The organism is Adhaeribacter terreus (genome assembly GCF_042657365.1).
Taxonomy (GTDB): Bacteria; Bacteroidota; Bacteroidia; order Cytophagales; family Hymenobacteraceae; genus Adhaeribacter_A; species Adhaeribacter_A terreus.
Window position 1 is genome coordinate 658263 of record NZ_JBHSKT010000001.1, and the last position, 26352, is coordinate 684614.

At 45.4% G+C, this 26352-nt stretch carries 24 protein-coding genes; 7 read left to right on the plus strand and 17 right to left on the minus strand.

What is annotated here, in order from left to right:
• Positions 1–9 precede the first annotated feature (9 nt).
• Together ACFPIB_RS02650 and ACFPIB_RS02655 are read right to left on the minus strand one after the other, a co-directional pair.
• Positions 10–798 (minus strand): polysaccharide biosynthesis/export family protein, encoded by a 789-nt coding sequence (locus tag ACFPIB_RS02650; RefSeq protein WP_378015870.1) that lies wholly within the window; start codon positions 796–798, stop codon positions 10–12.
• Positions 799–1539: 741 nt separating this feature from the next.
• Positions 1540–3402: a BamA/TamA family outer membrane protein gene (locus ACFPIB_RS02655; RefSeq protein ID WP_378015871.1), complete on the minus strand. Its 1863-nt coding sequence runs from the start codon at positions 3400–3402 to the stop codon at positions 1540–1542.
• Positions 3403–3639: 237 nt separating this feature from the next.
• Between ACFPIB_RS02655 and ACFPIB_RS02660 the strand changes: the two genes are divergently transcribed.
• The 3 genes from ACFPIB_RS02660 (at position 3640) to ACFPIB_RS02670 (ending at position 5975) form a co-directional block, all read left to right on the plus strand.
• Entirely contained in the window at positions 3640–4905 is a 1266-nt protein-coding gene (locus ACFPIB_RS02660; RefSeq protein ID WP_378015872.1) for a putative DNA modification/repair radical SAM protein, read from the plus strand.
• A 122-nt stretch (positions 4906–5027) separates the two neighbouring features.
• Positions 5028–5192, plus strand: a complete 165-nt coding sequence (locus ACFPIB_RS02665; RefSeq protein WP_200504529.1) for a hypothetical protein — start codon at positions 5028–5030, stop codon at positions 5190–5192.
• Positions 5193–5198: 6 nt separating this feature from the next.
• On the plus strand, positions 5199–5975 hold the full coding sequence (locus ACFPIB_RS02670; protein ID WP_378015873.1) for a TIGR03915 family putative DNA repair protein: 777 nt from the start codon (positions 5199–5201) through the stop codon (positions 5973–5975).
• A 246-nt stretch (positions 5976–6221) separates the two neighbouring features.
• Here ACFPIB_RS02670 and ACFPIB_RS02675 read toward each other — a convergent pair whose 3' ends face one another.
• The 9 genes from ACFPIB_RS02675 to ACFPIB_RS02715 form a co-directional block, all read right to left on the minus strand.
• A complete protein-coding gene (locus ACFPIB_RS02675) occupies positions 6222–7280 on the minus strand; it encodes an MJ1255/VC2487 family glycosyltransferase (protein ID WP_378015874.1) in 1059 nt (352 codons plus the stop codon).
• A 59-nt stretch (positions 7281–7339) separates the two neighbouring features.
• A complete protein-coding gene (locus ACFPIB_RS02680; protein ID WP_378015875.1) occupies positions 7340–8194 on the minus strand; it encodes a DUF1571 domain-containing protein in 855 nt (284 codons plus the stop codon).
• Positions 8195–8217: 23 nt separating this feature from the next.
• The gene (locus ACFPIB_RS02685) at positions 8218–8868 is read right to left on the minus strand and encodes a YdeI/OmpD-associated family protein (RefSeq protein WP_378015876.1); all 651 of its coding nucleotides are present in this window, start codon (positions 8866–8868) and stop codon (positions 8218–8220) included.
• Between the two features lie 86 nt (positions 8869–8954).
• Positions 8955–10712, minus strand: a complete 1758-nt coding sequence (locus ACFPIB_RS02690) for a hypothetical protein (protein WP_378015877.1) — start codon at positions 10710–10712, stop codon at positions 8955–8957.
• Between the two features lie 95 nt (positions 10713–10807).
• Positions 10808–11164: a 50S ribosomal protein L19 gene (gene rplS, locus ACFPIB_RS02695; RefSeq protein WP_378015878.1), complete on the minus strand. Its 357-nt coding sequence runs from the start codon at positions 11162–11164 to the stop codon at positions 10808–10810.
• Positions 11165–11283: 119 nt separating this feature from the next.
• Positions 11284–11961, minus strand: coding sequence for a tRNA (guanosine(37)-N1)-methyltransferase TrmD (trmD, locus tag ACFPIB_RS02700; RefSeq protein WP_378015879.1), 678 nt, complete (start codon positions 11959–11961; stop codon positions 11284–11286).
• Positions 11962–11964: 3 nt separating this feature from the next.
• Positions 11965–12549, minus strand: a complete 585-nt coding sequence (gene rimM, locus ACFPIB_RS02705; protein ID WP_378015880.1) for a ribosome maturation factor RimM — start codon at positions 12547–12549, stop codon at positions 11965–11967.
• A 13-nt stretch (positions 12550–12562) separates the two neighbouring features.
• Complete coding sequence (locus tag ACFPIB_RS02710; RefSeq protein ID WP_378015881.1) at positions 12563–13111, minus strand: 30S ribosomal protein S16; 549 nt, start codon at positions 13109–13111, stop codon at positions 12563–12565.
• Positions 13112–13234: 123 nt separating this feature from the next.
• Positions 13235–14884, minus strand: coding sequence for a sulfatase-like hydrolase/transferase (locus ACFPIB_RS02715; RefSeq protein WP_378015882.1), 1650 nt, complete (start codon positions 14882–14884; stop codon positions 13235–13237).
• A gap of 69 nt (positions 14885–14953) precedes the next feature.
• Here ACFPIB_RS02715 and ACFPIB_RS02720 point away from each other — a divergent pair, with 69 nt between their 5' ends.
• On the plus strand, positions 14954–16102 hold the full coding sequence (locus tag ACFPIB_RS02720; RefSeq protein WP_378015883.1) for a DUF418 domain-containing protein: 1149 nt from the start codon (positions 14954–14956) through the stop codon (positions 16100–16102).
• Between the two features lie 38 nt (positions 16103–16140).
• On the opposite strand, the gene ACFPIB_RS02725 is transcribed toward ACFPIB_RS02720, so the two are convergent.
• From ACFPIB_RS02725 to ACFPIB_RS02750, 6 genes are all read right to left on the minus strand, one after another.
• Entirely contained in the window at positions 16141–16431 is a 291-nt protein-coding gene (locus ACFPIB_RS02725; RefSeq protein ID WP_378015884.1) for a hypothetical protein, read from the minus strand.
• 92 nt (positions 16432–16523) lie between these two features.
• Positions 16524–17264, minus strand: a complete 741-nt coding sequence (locus ACFPIB_RS02730; RefSeq protein ID WP_378015885.1) for an acyl-CoA desaturase — start codon at positions 17262–17264, stop codon at positions 16524–16526.
• A gap of 283 nt (positions 17265–17547) precedes the next feature.
• Positions 17548–18225 carry an RluA family pseudouridine synthase gene (locus ACFPIB_RS02735; protein WP_378015886.1) on the minus strand — a complete coding sequence of 226 codons (678 nt, stop codon included), beginning with the start codon at positions 18223–18225 and terminating at the stop codon, positions 17548–17550.
• A 21-nt stretch (positions 18226–18246) separates the two neighbouring features.
• Positions 18247–18762 (minus strand): DUF6756 family protein, encoded by a 516-nt coding sequence (locus ACFPIB_RS02740; RefSeq protein ID WP_378015887.1) that lies wholly within the window; start codon positions 18760–18762, stop codon positions 18247–18249.
• A 167-nt stretch (positions 18763–18929) separates the two neighbouring features.
• Complete coding sequence (gene panB, locus ACFPIB_RS02745; protein ID WP_378015888.1) at positions 18930–19745, minus strand: 3-methyl-2-oxobutanoate hydroxymethyltransferase; 816 nt, start codon at positions 19743–19745, stop codon at positions 18930–18932.
• A 204-nt stretch (positions 19746–19949) separates the two neighbouring features.
• Positions 19950–22394, minus strand: coding sequence for a putative LPS assembly protein LptD (locus tag ACFPIB_RS02750; RefSeq protein WP_378015889.1), 2445 nt, complete (start codon positions 22392–22394; stop codon positions 19950–19952).
• A 261-nt stretch (positions 22395–22655) separates the two neighbouring features.
• Here ACFPIB_RS02750 and ACFPIB_RS02755 point away from each other — a divergent pair, with 261 nt between their 5' ends.
• The 3 genes from ACFPIB_RS02755 to ACFPIB_RS02765 all read left to right on the plus strand — a co-directional run bounded on the left by ACFPIB_RS02755 (position 22656) and on the right by ACFPIB_RS02765 (position 26339).
• Positions 22656–23435 carry an N-acetylmuramoyl-L-alanine amidase family protein gene (locus ACFPIB_RS02755; protein WP_378015890.1) on the plus strand — a complete coding sequence of 260 codons (780 nt, stop codon included), beginning with the start codon at positions 22656–22658 and terminating at the stop codon, positions 23433–23435.
• Between the two features lie 15 nt (positions 23436–23450).
• Positions 23451–24488: an MlaD family protein gene (locus ACFPIB_RS02760; protein ID WP_378015891.1), complete on the plus strand. Its 1038-nt coding sequence runs from the start codon at positions 23451–23453 to the stop codon at positions 24486–24488.
• A 222-nt stretch (positions 24489–24710) separates the two neighbouring features.
• A complete protein-coding gene (locus tag ACFPIB_RS02765) occupies positions 24711–26339 on the plus strand; it encodes an acyl-CoA carboxylase subunit beta (protein WP_378015892.1) in 1629 nt (542 codons plus the stop codon).
• The last annotated feature ends 13 nt before the right edge of the window (positions 26340–26352 follow it).

Below are 26352 nucleotides of genomic sequence, written 5' to 3' on the forward strand. Positions count from 1 at the left end.
CTTTAAAATTTAGCGGGTTAAACGATCTACACTTATTACAGCCAGGGAAAGCGCACTCAGGATAACCGGTAACCATTGCCGGGTTGCGCTCGCATTCGCGATTTTGGTTTTGTTAGGCTCGACATAGATAATGTCGTTGGATTTGAGGTAGTAGTAGGGCGAAGTAAAGATCTGGTTGGAGGTAAGATCGATGCGGTTGAGTTTCTTTTTACCGTCTTCTTCCCGGATGAGCAGAATGTTGTCGCGGCTGCCGTAAATGGTCAGGTCGCCGGCCAGGCCAAGTGCTTCGAGCAGCGTTATCTTTTCGTTTGGCACGGTAAGCACGGCTGGGTTAGCAACTTCGCCCAGAACCGAAACTTTGTAGTTCATGTACCGGATATCGACGATCGGATCTTTGAGCAATTTCCGTTTCACAATTTCGGTTCTGATAACCTCCTGCAAAGCTTTTTTACTCATACCGGCTGCCTGAATACTGCCAAGGTAGGGGAATTTGATGTTGCCTTCTGTATCTACGAGGTAACCGGCAGCGTTGGAAATGTTGTTGGTTGCGCTCGTAGGGCGAACAGAATTACTGTTGAGAGAATTAAATACTTCAGATGCTTCCGGGTTTAAACTCGTGACGGAAATACTTAACAGGTCATTGCTTTGAATTACGGGCTCCAGGCTTTCAAGCTGGGCCGTAAACTCGGCTTTGTTGATGTCGTTGAAATAGATTGCCTTTTTAGAACTGGTACAGGCAGAAATGAGGAGAAAGGTAAGGCCCACAGCTAGGGAGCCTAGTTTTTTTAAGCTTTTCATACGTATCGGAGGTTTAGAGTGGTGGCTTGGTAGTCTGTTTATGCTTTATGGGTATTAAATTATAATGCATAAACAAAGTGCAATTATTTATTAATTTACTTCAATACGTTTGCGTAGGTTGCTGAGTTGTTGAAATGCAGCTCTAAGTTGAGAACGGGGTATGTTTCGTGGTAAATGGATACTTTTCGTAAGGCAGAATTCTAAAATAACTTAAAATCATCCTGTAAAATGTGGTGATATTTTGGTTTATGAAGTTGGATTTTTTGAGATGTTTGTGGTTTTACTTTTTTAGTGTTAAAGCATAGCGTTTTTTTTTCGCCATCTCGACGCAAGGAGAGATCTCATCAAGTTTGTAGAAGCGTTTGTTATTGACTTTTTTACTTGAAAAGGATACCGTTTTCATAGCCAACTTTTAATCCTTAACTCATAACTTTTAACTTTTATAGTTAGCTTTCGCCCTCTTCTGCCGGGCGGGCAGCGTTTCTGCGTTCGCGTCTCACCCTTTCCTAGCCGCAGGCGGCTTTTCTGACGAAACCGGAAAGTGCGGAGGCCGCTCTCACAGAAACTGGTATGGCTTTCCTCCGTAGTCAGCTTTCTTTTTAGTTTAGTTGTTTTGATAGCGTGGTTTTCGGACGACGCTGCGCTGGCGAAATGTGTGAAATGTGGTTTGTGAAAACGCAGTTCTGAGGAATACTTCTGTGAATCCTGTTTAGGTTAGTAGGGCCCGATAAATAAGTAGAATTACTGATATGGGGATACAGTTGGCTGGGAATAATAGAAATCCTGGAAATCGTAAAAGCGGCGGGAGTTTTCGTAGAATTTGATGTTGTTGAAACTGTCGCCTTCGGGAATGCGCGGGTACCAGGCTAGCAGTAATTGAATGGTATTAAAGCCCATATATTCGTTGCGGAAACGGATGCCTACGCCGTAAGCCTGGTATGGTTTGTCTTTGAAAGGGGAAATATCGTCGGTGCGGGATAGCCAGGCGAGGTCGGCAAAAACAACGCCGGCAAGCCGGAAACCTACAAAAGAAATGGGCGTGAAAAGATTGCTTTCCATATTTAAAGTAAACCGGTTCTGGCCTACCAGCGTGCCCGAACGGAAACCGCGCAAACCTTCGTAATTATTCACGCGCAGCACTTCACCGGGTTCGCGGTTTAAGCCATAGGTCATGCGGTTCCAGACAAAATTGCGGATCAGCCAGCCATTCAGATTATAGAGTTTAGTGAAATATAGAATGTTGGTATTTATAACGCCCTGCGTTCTTTTGCCTTCCTGCAGAAACGTGCCGAATTCGCCGCTGGCATATAAGTAACCGAAATTCAGGTTGTATTTTCCGAAATCGTTCCTGATGCCAATATATTGCCGGATGCGGGTGGTGGCATATTCGTAACCCAGCGTGAGCGTCATTAAATTTCCGGCCGGAATATCTTCGGTGCGGCCAAAACCAAACAGATATTTGTCTTTGTAATACTTCCGGTAGCTGTAACCAATACTAGCTAAATAAAGCGTGGTGTTTAAGTAAGCATCTTCAATGGGCGTTTTCGTGAAATTAATATTGCTGATGCGCGCGCCCACAATTAACCGGCCCGGATTTTCATAGCCTAAATTATAGGTTTTCAATTTGAAAGAACGGGCCAGCCAGGCATCTTTCGCGTTGAAGCGCAGATCCTGGGTACTGTCGCGGGTAAAGGTGCGGTTCTTGAACCAATTTACTGTAAGGCCGCCGGCATATTTGGTGGTAGGCGTATAAAAATAGCGGTTGAAAGTAATGCCGCGCTGATCGTTACGGTAATCGTTTAAATAATTAAGCTGGGCAGAAATATAAGAGCGGTAAATGTTTTCTACCAGATAACTACCCTGGTATTGCCACGACTGCGGCAGATCGTCTATTCCGAGCCAGATCTTATTGCGGAACTGGTGGCCGAGCCCTAAAATATTAACATCGCGGAGGCCAATTACAGCCATGGTTTTAGAAGCATTGTAACCAAACGAACCACCAATACTAAAAACGTCGCGGGTGGAAACAATAATATCTACGCTGTCGGCGGTTGTGGTTGCTTCGTTCACGCGAATGCGGGCATCCAGAATGTGGTCGGTTTGGCGCAGTAAACGTTCCGATTCTATAATGGCCTGCGGTTCCAATGGTTTGCCTTTCCGGAACAATAATTTATTGCGTACGCGGCCGCGGTGGGTTTTTATGTGCAGATAATTGCCGCTTTTTTCCAGAATATTATCGGGTACAGCGGTAGTATCGGTAAGCGAATAACCGAAAGGATCGAGGGTTTGTATATCGATGCGGCGCACAATTTTATAATCGTGCTGCGAAAACTGGTAGTTGATCAGTTCCGGGTCAAGGCCGTTATCGGTTGGTTTTTTCCGGTTGAAATTAAAAAGCTTACTCACCGCCCGGGCAGGTAAACTCTTGCGCTTCGAATATTCCTGCAAACCTTTCACGATCCGGTCTGAAGTGGTGCCTTTTCTAGTTGTATCGGCGGGAATAGTATCGGTTTTGGCCGGCGCTTGCGCGCGCGCGCTTACAGGTTGCAGCAAAACTACAACCGGCAAAACAAGAACAAGAACCCAACGAAGAATAAAAGGCATTTCAGGAAATTGAACCAACCGGTAAATTACAAACGTACGCCGCAAATCAAAAATGCCAATTTAATTCAGATATATATCAGTTTTTCTTAACGCCATTTTCAAGGTTCGGGTTTTTCGCCCAAAATTCCTACCGTTTTTTTAGCAAACCAAATTTTGTTAAGGCCAATTTTAAGAATAAACTAAAATAATTAGCTTTAAATGCTTGTATAATTAGTAAAACGTTCGTAAAATTACATCATGAACGAACGGATTCAGGAAAAGCTAAAAATATTAGCCGATGCGGCCAAGTACGATGTTTCCTGCTCGAGCAGCGGAGGCAAACGTAAGAACAGCAACAAAGGCTTAGGTAATGCCGAAGGAATGGGTATTTGCCACAGCTATACTGAAGATGGCCGTTGCGTTTCTTTATTGAAAATTCTGCTTACCAACTTCTGCATTTACGATTGTGCCTACTGCGTGACCCGCAAAAGCAACGATATTAAACGCGCCGCCTTTACCGTGGAAGAAGTGGTAGACCTGACCATTAATTTCTACCGCCGCAATTATATAGAAGGCTTATTCCTGAGTTCGGGTATTTTCAAGAATGCCGATTATACCATGGAACGCTTGGTTAGAATTGCCAAAAAACTCCGCACCGAGCATAAATTCAACGGCTACATTCACCTGAAAACCATTCCCGGTGCTTCGGAAGAACTAATAAAAGAAGCTGGTTTGTATGCCGATCGCCTGAGCGTGAACATTGAGCTGCCTTCGGAAATGAGCTTGCAAACGTTGGCTCCGGAAAAGAATTACGCCGAAATTTTAACGCCGATGGGCCATATTTCGGGGCAGTTGCAGCAAAGCAAAGAAGAGAAAAAGTTGTTTAAAAGTGCGCCTGCGTTTGCGCCGGCCGGCCAGAGCACGCAGCTCATTATAGGTGCTTCTAAAGAAAATGACCAGCAAATTCTTACACTTTCCAGCAATTTATATAGGAGCTATAACTTAAAACGGGTTTATTATTCCGGCTACGTGCCGGTGAGCGAAGGCAGCCGCTTGCCTTCGCTCGTAAACCCGCCTATTATCCGCGAAAACCGCGTTTACCAAGCCGATTGGCTTATGCGTTTTTACGGCTTCCAGGTAAACGAAATTGTAGACGATCAGCACCCCGACCTCGACTTGGAAATTGATCCGAAACTAGCCTGGGGCCTGCGCAACCTCGGCGTTTTCCCGATAGAAATAAATACCGCCGATTACGAACTGATCTTACGCGTGCCGGGCATCGGGGTGAAATCGGCGAAGAAAATTGTGGCTGCCCGCCGCTTTGCCCCTTTACGCCTGGAACATCTGCAGAAGTTCGGGGTGGTTTTAAAACGGGCGCGCTACTTCATTACCTGCAAAGGTCAAAGTCCAGAAAGCAAAGATTTAACTGCCGAAACCATCCGCCGCCGCATTCTTTTCGGTGAAGGCTCGGTTCGGAATTCCCTGGTAAAACAGCAGCTTTCTTTGTTCGCTATGGCTAGTTAAAACGATATGCTTTTAGCCTGAAAAAATCGAAAGCAAGCCGCAAAACGATATCAGATTTAATAAAAAAACTTAAAGAATAATTTTTTCAGAAACATAGTTAAACCTTTAAAACTGAAAACGCTATGAAAAATTCCGCAAAAGTTAACCCGGTTTCCTGCCGTTGCAAACTAAGCAAACTGGTACTGCACTTAAAACAAATGAACGGTTTAATCTCGGTGCCGGCGCCCAAAGGTAACGGCCGCATCAACCTGCGCGCCGCCGAAGCCGTGTTCGTGCAATATATTTAACCCGGAATGCATTTCTATACCTACGACGGCAGTTTTGAAGGCTTGCTTTCGGTTATTTTTGAGGTGTATGAGCACAAAGCCTGGCCCGATAAAATTGAAAAACAGGGCCAGGAGCAACCAGGCATTTTCGCACTTACCCATCACGTTTTAACCGACGAAACCAAAGCCAGCCGCGTGTGGAAAGGTCTCCAGAATAAACTTTCCGAAAGCGCCTGCAACGATCTGTACAAAGCTTATTTGTGGGAACAGCCAGGCTTTGAAATGCTTATTTTCCGGTACGTAGAGTTGGTTTTTGCAAGCAAGGTAAACATCGAAGAGAATTTTGCCGAAGATTGCGTGCGCCAGATCAGTCATATCAGCCGACAGATCTTTCGTGAAAAGCACCGCATGGAAGCCTTTATCCGCTTTCAGAAAACTGCCGACGGCCTTTTTTACGCCACCATTTCGCCCGATTTTAACGTGCTGCCGCTTTTAAAAGAGCATTTCCAGAAACGCTACGCCGATCAGCCTTGGCTTATTTACGACGTGAAACGCCGCTACGGCCTGCATTACGATCTTGAAAATGCTGATTTCATCTACCTGGAAGAAGCGAACATTCATGCCAAAACCGGTGCCTTGCCGGCCAATATTTTGTCAGAAAAAGAACCGCTTTACGAAACACTCTGGCAAACTTATTTTCACCACGTGAATATTCCGGAGCGCAACAACAAAAAACTGCACCTGCGCCACATGCCCGTACGCTACTGGAAATACCTCACCGAAAAGCAACCCAGAACCCGATAATTTTGTTGTTCAAAGAGAAGATTGCTTCCAAAAATGGTAGGCTTTTAACCCTAAAAACCCGCAGCGCTGCAACAGGAATTTAAAATTTAAGAAGGATATATAATGGATGAAGTGAAATTAGCCAGGCTCTGCTTTTACCTAAGTTTAATTTTAGAAGAAGCTGAAAACGAACAAAACACCAGATAAAAGGAAACCCCAAAAGCCGTATAAAGCAGCATTTGGGGTTTTATTATTTATGATCAGCAATTAGCAATGCAAGGTAGGTAGAAGCTGGTCCAAAAGTTTGAAAAGTTCCTGGTTGCCGTTCTGATGGTAGTTTTGCAGGTTCACCTTGAAACTATTAACGTCGTAAAGAAAAGCCCGCAAATTATCTGGGGTAATTTCTTCGAAATGGCGGCCATAACCCAGTTTTTCTACATAAGCCGCATTCATAAACTGCTCAAACTGGTTTTCCAGCGGAACAGAACAAATGGGTTTATGCAGATAAATGGCCTCGCTGATCAAAGAAAAACCGCCGTTGGTAATTACCGCTTTTGCGCTACTCAGATCATCTATAAATCCCTGCTCGCTGAATGCTTTTAGTTGTACATTGCCGTGCGTTTCCGTTTTATTGAACCCATACACCCGGAATGTTTCCAGTGGTAATTCCTGCAACGTGCTTACAAGGTTCTTCTGCGAAGTGGAAGATTGATAAACCAATACGTGCGGGCCATTTGTTGCGGTAGCTTTCAGAATTGCATCGCGCATAATGGGGGCAACCAGCGTAGTTTGTTCCTTTTCTAAAAGCGCCGGGAAGAAAGAGGTGATGAGGTAATGCTGGCAGCGCGGTACTTTTGCCTGCACAATCCGCTTCCCGATCTGAAAGTTCTGTTTTTGCTTTTCCGGAATTTTAATATCGAGCTTTCCGCGGCTCATGATCTGCATATTATCGATGCTGATTATAGGCAGGTTGTGGTGTTTGGCAAAGAAATAACTAAACGATTCGAAATCGGAAATGACCAGCTCCGGTTCAAAGCCTTCCGCAATTTTCCGGTATTTGGCGAAATTGGTTTTTAGATTTTCCGGCGCGGTTTTCAGCGTATTGGTAAATGTTTTCAGTTTCGAAACCGCCGCATTTCTATACGCCAGGTGGAAGCCTTTTATTTCGTGTACCCGCTCCGGGAAACTCTGGTTCAGCAACGCAAATGCCCGCGAACTGGAAACTACCTGCACATCGTGGCCTTTCTGTAAAAGATAGCGGATAATTACCTGGCTGCGGGTTGCGTGGCCCAAGCCTTCGCCGGGAACGCCGTAAAGTATTTTCATAGTGGCGGATTCTTTATTTCTGAGCAGGAATTTACGAAAAAATGGTAGGTTTTCAGCCTTTAAAACTTGTAGTCTTTATACGTTTTGGTAAATTCAGAAACCTGAATTGCCGGATTTACCTGCAGGTTGTGGTACTCGTATTGTTCGAATAAACCTTTCTCGTCGTAAACTTTAATTACCACCGGCAAACCGTTCTTTTTATCTAAAAGCATCCAGATCTTCTTCGCATAATCCGTCGGGATCTTTATTTTCTGCCCGGCTTTTATATCGGTATAATCATCCAGACCCGGGTTTTTTTCCAGGATCATATATTCACTTATTCTGAATTTCGCCGCAATATTGAGCACATTTTCGTTCGGGCCAACGGTATGTTCAACGTAACTGAAATTCGGGTTTTCGAGCGTAAGCTGGTAGCAATTTAAACCGTTCCAGTTTATGGGTTCGCCTGTTTTAAGCATGTTTCCGGATTGCTTACCATATTTTTTCAGCATGTAATCTGTAATAGCCAGTATCTGGCTGAAGCCCATTTCATGAATGGTATGGTGCTGCCCGCTACGCATGGTATTACTGTTCGGGTTCAGATTGATCGTGGTCCAGGGGAAGCTGCTGGGCCGGATAAAAGCTTCGTTATTATTTTGGCCCGAAACGAATAGCACTTCCATGCCGGGGTTAGGCGATTGATATTTCAGGTAAACTTTAAACGGTTTTTGCTGCAGTTTTACACTTGCCTTTTCGCTAATTAGTTTCCCCGCAATGCGTTCCTGTTTCTGTAAGGTGAATTTTAAAGTCTGAACATCTTTGCCCGCCTGCAGCATTTCGTTTACCAACTGCCCGGCCGTTGGCGTAGCCGCTTGAAAAGAGAACGAACATACAAGTGCCAGCAAAGAACACAGGAACAGGAAGCACTTTTTCATAGGTAAACCCTAGCATTTTTAAATTATTTGCCCTTATCTATCGGATTTTTCAAGCCTTTATCGAGCTTCGCAATCGTTTCCAGTACGCGCTTTTCGCGGGTTTCTTCGCGTTTGGCTCCGGTTACCCAAGTCACATATTCTTTCTGGTTTGTAAAAGAAAGCTTCTCGAAAAATACAAAAGCCTCTTTGTTCTCCGCTAAAGCCTGCGCCAGGTCTTCCGGCAAATTTACAACCCGGTTTACCGTATCGATATAAGGCTTTTCAGGCTTTATCACCGTCTCAATGGAAGTGTCACGCAAAGCTCGCCGTACTTTCGTGGGTTTATCGCCTGCCAGCCTGAAACTGAAAGCCGACCATTTTTCATCGAGCGAGATCAGATTCAGGTATTGCCACTCTTCCGGCGAAACGCTGTCCCAACCTTTGTCGCGTGTCAGATCGGATTGGATCTTAGAAGCGCCTTTCGGGTAAGCTGCCCAAACAATGCCATTCGGCGCGAGTACGTTTTTCACCACCGGCATCAGTTTATCTAAAGTCGCTTTATCGGGTGCGAAAAACAAGACCAGATCTGCCTGCCTTTCCGGAATAATAGAAACGGTATGGTTTTGGGCAAAAAAAGTCTGCCATTCAGCGCTCGCATTCAGCAATAAAATTTGCTGACCGAGCTGCAAACGCATTTTTTTCAGAAGAGCATTATCTGGCATATCCGTTCAAATTGAAAAAAAATTGAGGCTGAAATTCAATTTTTGAAAAGGTAAGATAGTTATTTTTTCGGCACGAAAGCCCGCACCAGTTCATCTTTGTAAACTTCCCGGTAAAGCGAATCGGCAATTGTTTCCGGGAATTTCTTCTGAAGCTCGATCACCACGTAATCGTATTTTTCGGTTTTGTCCGTCACCACATTATCGATCTGGACTTTCTTGCCAAAGCGCGCATACTCGTATTCCAGGAAAAGCTGGTAAAATGGTTCTTCCACGTAAACTTTCTTTGCATTACTTTGCTGAATTTGCATTACCAGCGCCGGGAAATTATAATACGGCTGCGGATAATCTTTCAGAAAAAACTCCGCTGCCGAAACCTGAAAACCGGCAAAAATCAGCGCGCCAAAAAACATAGCAACTGCACGCAATTGAAGGTTACGAACCAGGAATTTCAGCAGAAAACCAATTACCAAAGCAGCACCTAGGTAATCGAAAAAGCTTTTAAAAAACAGTACCCGTGGTGGCGGCAAAAGTAGCTGCGCGCGCATGAAGCCATAAACCACCACACTCGCCGCCAAAGCGAAGCCGATCAGCCAGTTACTTTGTTTCGGTAAATATTTTTTCAGCCAAGGCCGGTTCCGGAAAAGGAAAAGCAAGAGCAACGCGCTCATGGAGAAATAGAAAAACAGAATACCACCGCCAAATTTCCCGCCCATTAAAAAACCTTGTCCTTCGCGCAGGTATAGCGGCAGTTGCTCCGAAAATTGTTCCGGCGTTAGCTGCCGTAGATACTTATTTCCGAAAAGAGCATCGAATCCGCTTACCAGCAACAAAGGCGCGTACAAAATTAACGTGCCAGCCAAGGCCGTAAATCCGGCCAGCACCATTTTCGGGATTTGTTGCCACTTCTTTTGCAAAAGAATATAAATACCCGCCACAAAAACGCAAACTGCAAACGGATACAAAAAAGTTGGCACGGTATAAAAACCTAAAGCCGAAAGCATGCTGAAGATCGTCCAGTAAAATGCTTTTCCGGTTTGTAGCGCCCGAATAATGCTTCCAAAAGCCAGAACCGCCAGCAAAGTGAGTAAAATGTAACCACGGCCTTGGGTAGCCAGAAACAACGTAAAACAGCCAAACCCAAACAAGCCCGCTGCCAGGTAAGCCGTGGTAAAGTCAGAAAAGCGTTTGATGAACAGGAAACCGGAAAATGTTAAAAGTAAACTTAGAAGCAACGGCGGCAAACGCAGGATCCAGAAAGGCTCCGAAAAGAGGCTGGTTAAAGTCCAGGCCAGCAGGTTTTGCAATAGGTGGTTATTCGGGATAGGATAGAAGGTGGCCGTAGCGAAGATGCCATTCTGAATAAAAAGGAAATACGTAGCCGCTTCGTCGGTGTGAATCGGGAATTGAAACAGGTAATACAGCCGCTCGGCAATAATGAGCAGGAAGGTAAGTCCGGCAATAATTTTTTCTATCGTGCTCAGGCTATTTATTTCCTGCTGAATAATAAGGAAAACCTTCTTAGATAAACGCCCTGCTTTTTGGGGTAGCGCTATTAATTCATCCTGGAAAAACGCTAGCAAAATTGCCCCGAAAAGTATGCACAGTACCGGGTATGCGATCCGGATTAGATTGAATGTGGTTTGCGAAACCACCTGAACCGGCAACGTTACCTTCTGACCAGGCTCAAAATAAGTGATCTCCCCAAGTACGGCCACATCTTCCGGGTTATGGAAAAGGAAAAGCAGCCAGACAAAACCACCGCAAAGGAGTAAAAAGATCAGGCTGAAAAAGAATTGTTGCCGTAGGGAAGAAAGCATGCAGCAAGCTACAAAAAACGGCAGGTATTATAAAACAAAAAGCCTGCTCCGGAATCGGAACAGGCTTTTTGCAAACTAAAGGAAATTTATGAAAACTATTTTCTTCTTTCTTTGATACGGGAAGCTTTACCAGACAGACCACGCAGATAGAACAGACGTGCACGACGTACAACACCTCTTCTTACTAACTCGATCTTCTCGATGTTTGGCGACAGTAAAGGGAAAATTCTTTCCAGACCGATCTGGTTAGAAACTTTACGTACAGTAAACGTTTCACCGTTGGTGTTAACGTTACGACGCTGAATCACCACGCCCTGGAACTGCTGGATTCTTTCTTTGTTACCTTCACGGATCTTCACGTGAATGTTTACAGTATCGCCTGCTGAGAAATTTGGAATAGAGGCGCGTTTTTCGTTGAATTCTTCTTTAACTAAATCTAACAGTAGGCTCATGGCTCTTTTAAAATATAAAAAATTCTTATTTCTGATTTCGGACTGCAAATATAAAACAATCTTACAAGTAAGACAAATGCAATCTATTAAAATTTATTAATATGCTTATAATCAGCAGATTAATCGGTTAAAAGGTCGGGCCGGCGGGCTTTGGTACGGGCTAATGCCTGCTCAAAACGCCATTCCTCAATTTTGGGCTGGTTTCCGGAAAGTAGAATATCTGGCACTTGCATGCCTTCGTATTCAGCGGGTCTGGTATAAACCGGCGGTGCCAGCAAGCCATCCTGAAAGGAATCAGTCAAAGCCGAAGATTCATCGTTCAGCACGCCCGGAATGATCCGGATCAAAGCATCGGCTAAAACCGCAGCCCCTAATTCACCACCCGAAAGTACGTAATCACCAATGCTGATCTCGTGGGTAATGAATTTCTCGCGCACGCGTTCGTCCACGCCTTTGTAATGCCCGCAAAGGATTATTACGTTCTCCAGCAGCGATAAACGGTTTACCAGCGGTTGTTTCAGTTGCTCGCCATCGGGTGTCATGTAAATAACCGCGTCATAATTCCGTTCGGCTTTTAATCCACTCAGGCATTTATCTATCGGTTCGATCATCATAACCATGCCTGCGCCGCCGCCAAACGCATAATCGTCTATCTGGCCGTGTTTGTTTATGGCAAACTTGCGCAGATCGTGCAAATGCACTTCGGCAATACCTTTTTCCTGCGCGCGCTTCAAGATAGAATGCGTAAAGAAACTGGTTAGCAAATCGGGCTGACAACTGATAATATCGATCCGCATAGCTTATTTTTCCTCCGAATAATCTTCGTCGCCGTCGTATTCTTCTTCGTGGCGATTGGTTGGCTGGGTGTACACTTCCATTAAACCATCCGGCATTTTCACGAAGATCTTTTTAGCAACTTTATCGGTTTTTAAAATAATATCGTCGGCAACCGGGATCAGAATTTCGTGGCCCTGGTATTCCATCGCCATTAAGTCCTGGTTCGGCATTTCGTAAAATTCCTTTACCGTGCCCAGTTCACCCAGATTTTCGTCAATCACCTGGTAACCAACCGTTTCGTGGAAGTAAAACTGATCATCATCCAGTTCCGGTAATTCCGAAAGTGGCAGGTAAAGCGTGGTCGATTTTAATTTCTCGGCCTCCGCAATGGTATTCAGATCTTCGAATTTGATAATGAATTTGGCGCCGGCCTGGGGTTCGATCCGTTCAATAAAAAAAGGAACCAGTTTGCCAGCCATAAGCAGGAAAACTGATTCCAGTTCTTCGTAATCTTCCGGGTAATCTACATCGAATAATGCAACTACCTGGCCTTTTACCCCATGCGTTTTGACGATATAGCCTAATTCAAAGCAATCATCTAACTTCATGGAAATGGGTTTATTAAGCTTCCGTTTCTTCGGTAGCTTCGCCTTCAGTTGCAGCCGGAGTTTCCTCGCCAGCTTCTTCTGTAGTAGCTTCAGCAACCGGAGCAGGAGCGTTTTTCTTAGCAATTGCAGCAGCGCGGTCAGCGTTAACTTTCGCTTCAGCAGCTAAAGCAGCTTTCTTCGCATCCGCTTTCTTCTGGCTTAAAGATTCTTTCTTGCCAGTGATCTTAGCTTCTTTGTTAGCTGTCCACTCTTCAAATTTGGCATCAGCAGCTTCTTGCGTTAAAGCGCCTTTGTTTACACCAATTTGTAAGTGTTTTTTGTAAAGGATACCACGGTAAGACAGCATCGCACGAACCGTATCGGTTGGCTCAGCGCCTTTCATCACCCAGTCAAACGCTTTGTCCAGGTTGAAATTAATCGACGCTGGGTTGGTAAGCGGGTTGTAAGTACCTAATTTCTCGATGAAACGACCATCACGTGGTGAACGAGAATCTGCAACTACGATATCGTACATTGCAGCTTTTTTGCGGCCTCTGCGGGCCAGTCTGATTTTAACAGCCATATTGGTTAACTAATTGTTATAGCGACGGAACCCGTCCGTCTTTTTGAGTCTGCAAAGGTACAGAATTATTTCCGAATAAAAAACGGTAGGGTAAATGCCCGAAAAAGTCAGAACACATGATTTTTATTTTCCAGGTTCAAATTTATTCAAATGTGTTGGTCCGCGCCCGAAAAAATCGCCGGTCAGGAAATAGCGCGGTTCCGGTTCAACAGTATCAGCTAAAGTTGGCCCGTAGTTTTTCATAATAAATTCCTGCGGAAAGCCCTGTAACCAAAGCAAAGTCGGAAAAATATAAGCGTGGCTGTACTGGTTCGGAAATTTTGGCTGAAAGTTCTTCGGAAGCAATTTTGCCGGGTCGTAGATAAAAAGCGGGACTTCTGCTTCCTGCGGACTGGCTTTAAAAACCGAAGCATGCGCAAAATTAAAACCCGCTTCCCGCAAATTCTGGCCATGATCAGAAGTGTAAACAATTAAGGTACTGTCTTTTGTAGAAATATTGCCGTGCAGTTTTTTCCAGAATTCATCTACGCTCCAGCGCAAGGCATTGTGGTACGTATTCAACGTCCGTTCCTGGTCTTTATACAAACTGCGCTTGCCCAAAGTAGGCTGAAAAAACGCCGAATCTGCGGGATAAGCCGATGCATACGGCCAGTGCGCTCCGACTTTTACCACGTAAACAAATATCTTTTCAGCAGATTCCGCCAGTTCGGTAAGTTTTTCAGCAATTAAATGATCCCGCATGTAACGCGGTTCTTCCGGAAAATCATCGCCGGGTTGCCAGAAATGATCGATGTATTTTAAATCTTCCGGCGAAACAAAATTCTGCAGCGTTTTGCCCGTAAGTTGTCCGTCTATATAATAAGTAGTGTAACCGGCCTTTTTGGCAAACTGAAAAATGTTGGGCCGTTGCAAGGTAAGCTGGTTTTTATCCGGCAAATCTTCGGGCCGCGTGCCGCACATCAGCGCAATATTGGAGCCGTCGCTTTGGTTCGTAGTAGAAGCCGCAATTCCGAAATTGATAAAATCTGTAGCATGTACCTTCAAAAATGGCGTGGTCTGAAGCTTCGGATTGTTAAGGCTAAGTTCACCGCCGGTTACGCTTTCATCTACGATTAAAAACAATTTCGGAACGCCTTGCTGCACCGGTTTTACCGTTACCGTTTGCCGCACTGGTTGCGTTAAACGGTTCGTAGCGGCCACCGCAAGATCTACTGGAACGCGGAAAATAGCCGAAAAATCATCTATCACGCCGTTGCTGTTTTTAACCTGCAGGGCAACTAAAACGGTAGCCAAAACCGGCAAAAAACTATAAAGGCCCGAAAACCGCAGCTTCATTTTCCGGCGTAAAATCCAACTGAAACCAATTGTCAACGTCGTTACCAGCAAAGCCAGCAGCATTTCCGTTCTGAAATTTCCGAAAGCCAGCGGCAACATTTCCAGGTTGTTGAGCGCTGTAGTAGCATCGGAGTACATAAAATTATAGCCCGAAATGAAACGGTAGGAAAAACTCACAAAAAGTGCTGGCGCCAGCAAAACTAGGAAAGCCCAATAAAGCCACCGGTTTTTCAACAATAGCAGCACCGCCAGACTAAAGCCCGAAAGCAGAAAAAGCGCCGCAAAAGCCAGAAAATCGGTAATACTCACCTGAAAAAGCAGATAATTTAAAATGAAATACAACCGGCCCGGTCGCATTTCAAAAGTAGCCACGTAAAGCAGCAGTAAGCCAAAGCCGATCAGAAAACGGTAGGATTTTTTCAGAAAAAGTAGCGGCATTGGCGGAAGGTTCTGCTTTTTTTGTGCAATTTCGGGAAAATAATAACGTCATTGGTTACAAAAAAATCCTTGAACACACTTTCTGAAGTAGCAGCTGTTTCAGAGCGCCGGGACTTGGGGTTGGATATCCTGCGGGGTTTTAGTCTGGTAGGCGTTGGTTTCGCTAATTTAATGGTTTTTAATACCGATGCTGGTACTATTGAAGCGTATGCGGCCCTTTTTTCAGCGGGTATCAACAAGTATCTGGTTTCCTTCTTTACGGTTTTTTTGTGGGGAAAATATTTCCCGGTTTTTGCTTTTCTGTTCGGTCTCTCGGCGGCGCTGGCGTTGTATTCAAAAGGCGTAAAACCGTTTTTTAAAAGGGCCTTGGTGCTTGGTGGTTTGGGGGTGCTTCAGCTTATTTTTATCTGGAGGGGCGACGTTCTGCACCAATATGCGCTGATGAGTTTGCTGTTGCTGCCTTTACGGAAGTTGGCTGTTTCTACGCGTTTGTGGCTTATTGCCGGGCTATATCTTTTCAGTTTTGCCGGAATATTTTTACTGCCGGTAGTAGAACCTACAACTTTAGTCTACCCGGTTTCCACGCAGGAAATTTATCAGAGCGGTAACTTTTTCCAGATATTTCAGCGGAGAATGGATTTGTATTTAAACGAAATTCTTGCCGTCGACTCCCTGCTTTACCAACTCAGAATATTTGCCTGGCTTTTATCAGGCTACATACTTGGCGAAAAGAAACGCTTCAGAAAGTACTTTCAGAAACCGGAAGCTTATAAAGCAGTGCTCTTAAGCGCGGGAATAATGGCCGCAGCTGCATTTCTATCGCAGTTTTTCGGGCTGAGAGGATCGGAAAATTTTTCTTTAGAGCAGCAAATTTTAAAAGCCTTACTTTCAGCAGTTTTTTATACCGGCGATGTGTTTTTATTGATCTCATTTCCGGTAGCGCTGTATTTCACAGGTTTCGCCAGCAATATATTAAACCGGTTAGCGCCATTCGGAAAAATGACGCTAACCCATTATTTAACCCAAAACCTGTTGTACAGCCTCATTTTTTACGGCTATGGACTTGGCTTGTACGGGAAACTTTCGCCGGTTGCGCTTTGGTTAGGATATCCGGTTTTGGTTGTCAGCCAGATTCTCTTATCGGAGTGGTGGCTCAAACGCTTTGGAAATGGCCCCATGGAAACTTTGGTGCGCTATCTTACAACTTCCGGTAAATAATTTTCGGCCTGCTTCAGCAGCGCTTTAATTTGAAGATATTAACTGCGAACGCGAACCAGTTTCGGGCGAAGCGAAGTTACATAGAGTAAACCGGCAAGGCCTGAAGTCATAAGAATACCGGTGCTCCACATGATTTTTTCAGAAACTGAAAGCTTTTCAGAAGTATTGATTTCCGAAAGCGCCTGCAAAATGAAAATAACTGAAAACGCTATGCCCGAGAAGATAAAAACCGATGCCCCGGCAAATTGCTGCACGGTAAACAAGGCGCCGGTTAAGGTAAGCAGCAGGCCTGCAAAAAAGAAAAATTTCAATCCGGAAGTAAATTTCATGGTTTTCAGATTTGTTTCGAACTCAAGATAACAAAAAAAGCCTTTCCTGCAAAAGGAAAGGCTTTGAAAACGCTAGAAAATACGGCCAAAAACTACGCGCGCACTTTTTTCAGTTTAATAATTCCTAGTTTATCCAGCGTCCAGATAACCGGGTACGTCGGGTCAACTTCCCACCATTTCACTCCGAAATTTACGCGGTTAGGCAGTTTGTGGTGGTTATTCTGGAACAATTCACCGCCGGTTACAAAATCAAAAAACAGCGAATTGCGTGATTTATCGTTGTTGTCGAAGTTCTGGTAACCGTATTTGTGGCCGCTCCAGTTTACAATTGCCCCGTGAATTGGGCCCATCAGGAAGTGAATTGGCAGCAACAAGTACAAATACCACATATCGGCCGGCACAAATGCAACGTAAAACGCCACATAAAACACGCCCCAGCCAATGCGGCTCCAGTACGTATCGCCGAAATTTTCCAGGCTGTTCCAGATCGGGTAATTGCCGTCGAAACGTTCTTCCGGTTTCACGCGCTCGTGCAGCACATCGTTATAAATATTTTTGGTTTGCCACATCATGCTGAATGCGTTGGTGTAATAATGCGGTGAATGCGGATCTTTGGGCGTGTCGGAAAAAGCGTGGTGCATACGATGCAAAATCGCATACGCGCGCGGCGATAAGAACGAAGACCCCTGGCTTACATACGTCAGGAAGAAAAAGAATTTCTCCCAGAACTTGTTCATGGTGAACATTTTATGAGCAGAGTAACGATGCAGGTAAAACGTTTGCACAAACAACGATAAGTACCAGTGCACAACAAAAAACAGGATAATAATCATTATAAGATGGTATGGTTTAAGGCAGAAAAACCCGAAGGCCCCAGCTTGAAAACACCGGCACTGCCAAATCGTTCACAAAATTACAAACTCGTAGGCATACCTAATATATTCTGCAAAATATTTTAACGGAAATTGATCAGGATCACCTTTTTAGCGTCAAATCGAAACCGGAGATTCAGTAATATTTTCTTCGCAGGAAATATGCTTAAACGCTTACTTCGACTTTTTGCAAGCAAAACGATAGCGTTTTCGAATGAAAAATTCGATAAAGGTAGAAGTTGAATTAAAAATCTTTCCGGAAAATTTTCCAGGGTTGGACATCGGGGAGGGGAGCGGTGATTTTTATAGGCGTTTTCTGTACTGGGTGCTCAAATTCCAGCTGATAAGCGTGTAAACCAATGCGTTTATCGGGTAAAAATGCCGGCGCGCCATATTTCACATCACCCATGATCGGGCTTTTCTGCGAGGCCAGCTGCACGCGGATCTGGTGCGGACGTCCGGTTACCGGGTTCACCTGGATCAGGAAAAATTGTTCGCGGTGCATGAGCAGTTTGTAGCTCAATTCGGCGCGTTGGCTACCCGGTTTTTCCGAAGTAAAAGCTTTGATAATGTTCTTTGTCGCATCTTTCACCAGAAAATGCACTAGCCGCGCTTCGGTTTGCGTCGGTTTCTGCAACGAAACCGCTAGGTACGTTTTGCGGGTTTTATTGCTCCGGAAAAGTTCGTTCATGCGGCTCAGCGCCTTGCTGGTTTTAGCCAGCACCACCACGCCGCTTACCGGACGATCCAGCCGGTGCACCACGCCCACAAAAATATTTCCCGGCTTGTTGTATTTTTCGCGCAGGTAATCTTTGGCCAGATCCGGAAGCGTTTTATCGCCGGTTTCATCGCCCTGCACCAGCAAACCGGCCGGCTTGTTCACCACCAGCAAATGATTGTCTTCGTACAGAACGTCCAGCATTTTTTAATGAGTAATGATTAATTATGAATTTTCTTCTTCGGGCGTTTCCTGCGGCAGCGTTGGTTCCGGCTCTTTGTAAGGCATCGGTTTTTCCGGAAGTTCGCCAAGGGCCGTAAAAATATCCCGCTGATCGTAAAAAAGCAGCCACTCGTATTTTTTAGCCACCACGTAAAACGAAAGCTTGGGAAGTTGGCTCAGCACTTTCTGAATGGCCTGTACCGTTCCCTGAAAAAGCCAAAGTTTCGCCTCCTTCGCCGAAGGATCGGGCAACAGCAGCCAGTAAATTTCGCCTTCCGGCAGCAGATCTTCCAGCAACTCGAACGGCTCAAAACTGCGCAGCGGAATTTGCTCCTGCCGGCCTTTAAAATATTCCGGCCACTCCAGCGGCGTCAGATCCGAACGGTTCTTCATCACAAACCGCGCCTCGATCTTTTTCTGAATTTCCGGCCAGTGCGTAAAAGGCCCCACCGTAAACTGCTCCCGCGAAATCTTCAAAGACCGGGCTAACCCAATGATCCGTTCCCGAAATGTAGCCATGTTTTAATGATTAATTTTTTAATGACTAATGATTAATTGAAGGCATTTTCAGAGCACTTTTTAACGCCAAAACGCTATCGTTTTCGGGCTGAAAAGTCATTCTGAAATTCCATATAGCCTTTAGCAGTTCTACGAAAAATTAATCATTAACAATTAATCATTATTCATTAATAAGCTTCTTTTTCGCTCGGGAAGTCGCGGCTTTTAACGTCGGCAATGTAGTTGGTAACGGCATCGGTCATTATGGTGTGCAGATCGGCGTAGCGGCGTAAAAATCTTGGTTTGAATTCTTTGTTTATGCCCAGCATGTCGTGCGCAACCAGTACCTGCCCGTCTACGTGCGGACCGGCGCCAATGCCAATAATAGGAATGGTAAGTACTTCGGCTACTTTTTTAGCCAGGTCCGAAGGAATTTTTTCCAGCACAATAGCAAAGCAACCCAGTTCCTGTAAAAGCAAAGCATCTTCTATCAGTTTATTGGCTTCTGCTTCTTCCTTGGCGCGAACGGTATAAGTACCAAATTTATAAATTGATTGCGGCGTTAAACCCAAATGGCCCATAATCGGAATGCCCGCGCTCAGAATCCGAACGATGGATTCTTTTATTTCCGAACCGCCTTCCAGTTTTATGCCGTGTCCGCCAGATTCTTTCATGATCCGGATGGCCGAACGCAAGGCTTCGGAAGAATTTCCCTGGTACGAACCAAAAGGCATATCTACTACCACAAAAGCCCGCTTAATGCCCCGCACCACGCTTTGCGCATGGTAGATCATCTGGTCGAGCGTGATCGGCAAGGTAGTTTCGTGACCGGCCATTACGTTACTGGCCGAGTCGCCGACGAGCAAAACATCTATTCCGGCCTCATCGAAAATGGTAGCCATGGAAAAATCGTAAGCCGTAAGCATGGAAATTTTTTCGCCGCGTTGCTTCATAGCCTGCAGCTGGTGCGTGGTAATGCGTTTTATTTCTTTCTGAACCGACATGCAAATAAGTTTATCGCGTTTCCCAAAGGTAGAAAAAGAAAACGGCAATTTTAAAACGAAACGGTTTATTCAGAGCAAGTGGAGGCTTACGAGCGGCACCGCCAGTTTTTATACATAAAACCCTACCGTTTTTCCGCCATAAATTTCCAGGTAATTAAGCTGGAAAAATGCTGAAAAAACGGTAGGGTTTCGGTTCCCTAAAGTCTAGCGGTTCTGGTAAGTTTGCTGACGGGTAAATTTCAGGTCGCGGAGAATAGAAGATTTCACGTTTATGTTTACATAATACCCCTGCGCATACCCGAACGGCGTCCAGCCAATACTCATTTCCCAGCAATGCAGATCGCGGTAAAGGTCTATTTTAGTAAAGGAAACATTCTTATTTACCATATCATATCCCGAGCTGAACGCCACTTTCCATTTTTCGCTCGGGTTCACAGTGCCGTGCACCATTATATTGCGGTTCTGGGAAGGTTCTTGACCTCTTTGCAAATACCGAGGGTTAAAATAGGTAGCATTAAAGCCCAAAAATAAGGACCATTTAATGTCAAAATCCACATATTCGGGCAGCGAACCCGCTACCGTTTGCGGGAAGGTGGTAGGCTGCGTTTCCGGGCCAACCGGGTAGGCATTGGTACTTTCCCGTTTTTCGCGTTTCCAGTTTTCCGGGTTCAGGTCGGTGCTCAGGTCAATGCTGGCGTCAGTAAAGCGGGCCAGACTGAAATTACCCCGTTCAAATTCATATTCGGTTATGCGTCTGCCATTATAAAATTGGTAAGGGCTGAAATTAAAGCGCATGGTAACGCTAATGCGGTCAAATAAATTGGTGTTCAGCTGAATTAAAAGATCGCTCAGGTTAAACGAATCAGCCGCAAAATTATATCCGCCGCTTGCCGTCAGGTTATCGATCAGTTTAACTTTGTCGAACCCGGTTATCGTATCTTTTTTCGATACTTTTTTCATTTCCACGGAGTTGCGCAAGCTGAAATTGAGCGAGCTTTGCGGAAACGGCGAGGGTGCACCATAAAGTAAACCACTGTAGCGGGATAGTCTCTGAGTGCCTTTCTCGTTGTTTAGCTTTGGCAACGTCTCGTAAAAATCGTAGCGCGGGTCACCAAAATCGGGGCTGAAATTGTAAGAAACGGCCGGGTTAACTACGTGGCGGATCGCTTTAATCTTTTTGCCCTTGAAATTATACATGCCGTAGATCTGGGTGCTTAAACTTGCCCCGGCAGAATAATTATAAATGCGGCTGAAGCGGGAAAGTGTATCGGTTACAATGGTGTCTTTGCCGGCCGGAGTTTGTGTAAACTGGTAATCTAGGCGTTTGAACTGCCACGATTCGCGGTAGGCTACATTCGGCGAGAAATTCAAATACTTCAGAATTTTATAACTTCCCAGGCTTATATTAAAGTTGTGTTCCGCACCGTATTGTCCGTTAGCAAGCATACGGCCAAAATCTTTGGCAAAATCAAGCGTATCGCGGCCTACCCGATTGGTAAAACGGTTCTGGGCATTCAGGCGGTAAGTAAAGTAAGCCTGGTTCGTAATGTTTTCGTACCAGGCGCCGGTTGGCACTTCCGGAGCAAGCCAGCGGAAAGGGTAAAGGCTGTTAGTTCCCAATGTGAAATCGGGCAGGTTAAACGTAACTTCCTTGGTTTGTACGTTCTGGAAATGGCTGGCCCGGATATCATAATTTATCGGCGCATTCGGCAAAGACCGGGAATAAGAAACCGATGACTGGAACGTAGAAGAAAGATATTGTCCGGGATCGGTGGCATTCACTTTATTATAGCTCGAAGAACCGGCGTTTACACTGGCAGTAAAACGGCCGCGGCCACCCAGCGATTCCGGTGAGTGATTCCAGCGTACCCAATACGTTTTAGTCTGAGGCCGGAATAATCTGGGCGGGCCAACGCTAGCATCTGTAGAAGGGATTGGGTCAGGAGCGTTAAACGTGCTGTGCTCAAAGCTGAAATTACCCCGGTACTTGTAGCGTTTATAATAATCGCCGTGCACCGAAAGGCCATAATCACCTAACGAGTAAATATCGCCCATAAAACGCATGCCCAAATAATCGTTCACAGCCCAGTAATAACCGCCGTTGCGCAGGTAAAAGCCTCGTTCCCGTGTTTCGCCAAAAGTTGGTATTATTATACCGGAAGCGCGTTTTTTAGGCGTAGGGAATAAACCAAACAAAAAGCCCAGCGGGGTAGGTACATCGCCGATCCAGAGGTTGAAAGGACCGGTAATTACTTTTTTGCCCGGCTCCACTTTCATTTTGTGCGCATTTATAAAAAAGTGCGGATGTTTCAGGTCGCAGGTTGTGTATTGCGCATTCTGCCCGAAAAGCTCGTTGTCGGCATTTTTCTTTACCACTTCGGCGTGAATGTAGCCTTCGCCTTGTTTGGTTATGGCCCCGGTAATTTTTCCGCGTTTGGTCTTATAATTGTAAGCCATTTTTTCGGCTTCGTACATTTCTTCGCCGTCTTTAAAAATGGGCGTGCCCATGAGCTTGCCGGCAGAATCGGGCACGCCGTTTGCGTAGAGGGTACTCGTTTCCCAGTTTATCTGAATTTGCTCGGCTACTAAAGAAGTGGTTCCATAATCGATCTTGGCATCGCCGAAAAGGTACATGATCTTCTGTACCACATCGAAGCGGATAGAATCGCGGGCCGAATAGTTGATGGTGGTTTCTACGCCGCCTTTGCGGGCTGCACTTACCCGTACCGTATCGGGGGTTTGGGCAATAGTATCGGGTGGGGTTACCTGAGCCAGAAGGCCTCCGGTTATCCCGAAAACAAACAGAATCAGCAGGGCGATTCTGAAAATGTAGGCTGGCGTTTTCAGTTTATGGTAAAATTTTGCTTATTTTGTACAAAGTTATAGGTTTCGCTTTAAGTAACGCAACTCGTGAAAAATATTGTAACCGTTTCCGTTTTAGCGATTTTTTTTGTTCTAGGTTCTTTTACGGGTACTTCCCGGAAGGCTTTCAGGTTACGTACAGTTGTAATTGATGCGGGCCACGGAGGCAAAGATCCTGGTTGCAACGGTCGCCATTCCAAAGAAGCGCATATTGCCCTAAAAGTTGCCCTGCAATTGGGCGGCTACATCGAAAAAGAAATGCCGGATGTAAAAGTTATTTACACCCGTAAAACCGATACGTTCGTAGAGCTTATTGACCGGGCGGGCATTGCTAATAAAAACCGCGCCGATCTCTTTATATCCATCCATTGTAACTCCGGGCCGTCAACTGCTTTTGGCACCGAAACGTATTGCATGGGGTTGCACACTTCCGATGGTAATTTAAAAGTTGCCAAACGCGAAAACGCCGTAATTCTGGAAGAAGAGAACTATCAGGAAAAATATAACGGTTTCGACCCTAATTCGGCGCAGAGCCACATTATGTTCGCTTTGTACCAGAGTGCTTATATAGAAAACAGCCTGCGCTTTGCCCAGAAAGTAGAACACCAGTTCAAGCATAAAGTAGGGCGGAGCAGCCGCGGTGTAAAGCAAGCCGGCCTTTTGGTACTCTGGAAAAGTGCTATGCCAAGCGCCCTGATAGAACTCGGGTTTTTAACCAATAATAACGAAGAAAAATACCTCAACGATAAATTGGGGCAAACGTATATGGCTTCAGGAATATATAGGGCTTTTAAAGACTATAAGTTAGAACTGGAAGCCATGAATTAAGCTAATAAAATCTCCGTGAGAATTACTAAAGAAGTTAAAGTTGCCCTGCTGGGTATTGCTGCTGCTGTTGCCTTATATTTTGGATATACTTTTTTACGGGGAAGCAATCTTTTCTCAGATACCCGTACTTATTATGCCCTTTACGATTCGGTAGATGGCCTTACCATTTCCAACCCGGTTTTACTGAACGGGGTGAAGATCGGGATTGTGCAGGACGTAAAACTGCAGCCACAGAACAAAAACCGCATTCTGGTTACCATGGATATCAACGAAGATATTGACGTGGGCGATTCTACCGTTGCAAGCCTTTCGAGCAGCTCTATTCTGGGGGGTAAAGCCATAACGCTGATGATGCGCGCCAACACCCGGCGGTATGAAGGCGGCGATACGCTGATCTCGTTCACCGAAAAAAGCCTGACCGATATGCTTACCGCCAAAGCCATGCCGCTGATGGGTAGCGTAGATTCTACCTTGATCAAGATCAATTCCTTCTTCGATAAAGACGCTAAAAAAAGCATGCAGGCTACCATGCTCAACGCGCAGGCTTCTACCGAGGCCATGAAGAATATTCTGCTCATGAACCAGCGGAACATGCACGAAATTACCACCAACCTGAGCGAGTTGACCTATAGCCTGAAAGCCACTCAACGCAAGTTCGATCACCTGGCCGGCAATCTTACTTCCATTACCGATACGCTTAAAAATTCGGAATTGAACGCCGCGATCCGGAACATGAACGCTACTGTAACCGAAGCGCAGATGGCCGTGAAGAAATTCAACGAAAACAACGGTACGCTGGGCAAACTCATGAACGACGATTCGCTATACAATAACCTGAACAGCACTGCCAAAAACATGGATGCCTTAATGGTAGACCTGAAAGCGAACCCGAAACGTTACGTACACTTCTCAGTTTTCGGCAAATCGGCGGGCAGCGGCGATACCAAAATTGAAAAAGCCAATATTGTAGCGCCAAAAGGTACCGGTCCGGTTATTATTAAAGAAACCAACACCGTAGATACTTCCGGAAAATCTGCCCCAACTACGAAATAGATATTGCTAAAATCACTTCAGAAAACGCTATACTTTTGAGCTCTAAAAGTATAGCGTTTTTTTTTGTGCGCTTAAAAACCGTATGCTTTTCTGGTTAAAAACTCAAAACGCTATACTTTTGGGCTGAAAAACTGGTTCGGGGGCTTTGGCAAATTTTAGTAACTTTGCCTGACCGGCTTTTTCAGCTGGAATTGTTTTTTCATTTCTCATCTTGCTCCTTCAATGGATATCGAATTTAATAAGAACGAAGACGCGCTGAAGCAACTCAGTTTTCAGCTGAAAACCAGACTCAAGAAAATACACCTCGGCGGCGGCGAAAAGAACATTGCCAAACAACACGCCAAAGGCAAACTTACCGCCCGCGAACGCATCGATTATTTAATAGACGACGAATCGGAATTCCTGGAAATTGGTGCTTTTGCCGGCGATGGCATGTATAAAGAATACGGCGGTTGCCCGAGCGGCGGCGTAGTTACCGGAATCGGTTACGTAAAAGGCCGTCAGGTAATGATCGTAGCCAACGATGCCACGGTGAAAGCCGGCGCCTGGTTCCCGATTACCGCCAAGAAAAATCTGCGCGCCCAGGAAATTGCCATGGAAAACAAACTTCCGGTAATTTACTTAGTAGACAGCGCCGGCGTTTTCTTACCGATGCAGGACGAAATTTTCCCCGATAAAGAACACTTTGGCCGCATGTTCCGCAACAATGCCATTATGAGTTCTATGGGAATCGTGCAGATCTCGGCCATTATGGGAAGCTGCGTAGCCGGCGGTGCTTATCTGCCTATTATGAGCGACGAAGCCATGATCGTGGACCAGACCGGTTCTATTTTCCTGGCAGGTTCTTATTTAGTAAAAGCAGCCATCGGCGAAAGCATCGATAACGAAACCTTGGGCGGCGCCACTACTCATTCCGAAATTTCCGGCGTAACCGACTATAAATTCCAGACCGACCAGGAATGCCTGGATGCGATCCGCAATATTTTCGATAAAATGGGCGACTACGACAAAGCCGGTTTTAACCGCGCTACGCCTGCCAAACCAAAGCTCGACGAAAAAGAGATCTACGGTTTACTGCCAACCGACCGCGTAAAGCCTTACGATGTAATGGACATTATCAACCGTTTGGTAGACAATTCGGAATTCGAGCCTTACAAAGACCTTTACGGCCAGACTCTGGTATGCGGCTTAGCCAGAATTGACGGTTGGGCTGTAGGAATCGTGGCGAACCAGCGCAAGATCGTAAAAAGCAAAAAAGGCGAAATGCAGATGGGCGGCGTAATTTATTCCGACTCTGCCGACAAAGCTGCCCGCTTTATTATGAACTGCAACCAGAAGAAAATTCCGTTGGTTTTCCTGCAGGACGTTTCGGGTTTCATGGTGGGTTCAAAATCGGAGCACGGCGGCATTATTAAAGACGGCGCTAAAATGGTGAATGCTATGGCGAACTCCGTAGTACCAAAATTCACGATCTTAATTGGTAACTCATACGGTGCGGGCAACTATGCCATGTGCGGCAAAGCTTACGACCCACGGTTAATTTACGCCTGGCCAACCGCGCAACTTGCGGTAATGAGCGGTGCTTCCGCAGCTAAAACCTTATTGCAAATTCAGGTGTCAAGCTTACAAGCCAAAGGCGAAGAAATTACCCCGGAAGCCGAAAAAGAACTTTTAGACAAGATCACGGCCCGCTACAACGAGCAACTTTCACCGTATTACGCGGCTTCCCGTTTATGGGTAGATGGCATCATCGATCCGCTGGAAACCCGCAAGGTAATTTCCATGGGTATAGAAGCTGCGAATCATGCACCTATTGAGAAACCGTTTAACGTAGGCGTTATCCAAACGTGATTTATTAATTAAA

Coding starts and splice junctions, on each gene's coding strand:
- ACFPIB_RS02680 (WP_378015875.1), bottom strand. CDS start 8,194: ATGAAAAAGTGCTTCCTGTTCCTGTGTTCTTTGCTGGCACTTGTATGT.
- panB (WP_378015888.1), bottom strand. CDS start 19,745: ATGTCGGTTCAGAAAGAAATAAAACGCATTACCACGCACCAGCTGCAG.
- ACFPIB_RS02735 (WP_378015886.1), bottom strand. CDS start 18,225: ATGCTGGACGTTCTGTACGAAGACAATCATTTGCTGGTGGTGAACAAG.
- ACFPIB_RS02730 (WP_378015885.1), bottom strand. CDS start 17,264: ATGATTATTATCCTGTTTTTTGTTGTGCACTGGTACTTATCGTTGTTT.
- ACFPIB_RS02675 (WP_378015874.1), bottom strand. CDS start 7,280: ATGAAAATACTTTACGGCGTTCCCGGCGAAGGCTTGGGCCACGCAACC.
- ACFPIB_RS02740 (WP_378015887.1), bottom strand. CDS start 18,762: ATGGCTACATTTCGGGAACGGATCATTGGGTTAGCCCGGTCTTTGAAG.
- ACFPIB_RS02765 (WP_378015892.1), top strand. CDS start 24,711: ATGGATATCGAATTTAATAAGAACGAAGACGCGCTGAAGCAACTCAGT.
- ACFPIB_RS02690 (WP_378015877.1), bottom strand. CDS start 10,712: ATGCTTTCTTCCCTACGGCAACAATTCTTTTTCAGCCTGATCTTTTTA.
- ACFPIB_RS02665 (WP_200504529.1), top strand. CDS start 5,028: ATGAAAAATTCCGCAAAAGTTAACCCGGTTTCCTGCCGTTGCAAACTA.
- rplS (WP_378015878.1), bottom strand. CDS start 11,164: ATGAGCCTACTGTTAGATTTAGTTAAAGAAGAATTCAACGAAAAACGC.
- ACFPIB_RS02660 (WP_378015872.1), top strand. CDS start 3,640: ATGAACGAACGGATTCAGGAAAAGCTAAAAATATTAGCCGATGCGGCC.
- trmD (WP_378015879.1), bottom strand. CDS start 11,961: ATGCGGATCGATATTATCAGTTGTCAGCCCGATTTGCTAACCAGTTTC.
- ACFPIB_RS02715 (WP_378015882.1), bottom strand. CDS start 14,884: ATGCCGCTACTTTTTCTGAAAAAATCCTACCGTTTTCTGATCGGCTTT.
- rimM (WP_378015880.1), bottom strand. CDS start 12,549: ATGAAGTTAGATGATTGCTTTGAATTAGGCTATATCGTCAAAACGCAT.
- ACFPIB_RS02655 (WP_378015871.1), bottom strand. CDS start 3,402: ATGCCTTTTATTCTTCGTTGGGTTCTTGTTCTTGTTTTGCCGGTTGTA.
- ACFPIB_RS02725 (WP_378015884.1), bottom strand. CDS start 16,431: ATGAAATTTACTTCCGGATTGAAATTTTTCTTTTTTGCAGGCCTGCTG.
- ACFPIB_RS02650 (WP_378015870.1), bottom strand. CDS start 798: ATGAAAAGCTTAAAAAAACTAGGCTCCCTAGCTGTGGGCCTTACCTTT.
- ACFPIB_RS02685 (WP_378015876.1), bottom strand. CDS start 8,868: ATGCGTTTGCAGCTCGGTCAGCAAATTTTATTGCTGAATGCGAGCGCT.
- ACFPIB_RS02710 (WP_378015881.1), bottom strand. CDS start 13,111: ATGGCTGTTAAAATCAGACTGGCCCGCAGAGGCCGCAAAAAAGCTGCA.
- ACFPIB_RS02670 (WP_378015873.1), top strand. CDS start 5,199: ATGCATTTCTATACCTACGACGGCAGTTTTGAAGGCTTGCTTTCGGTT.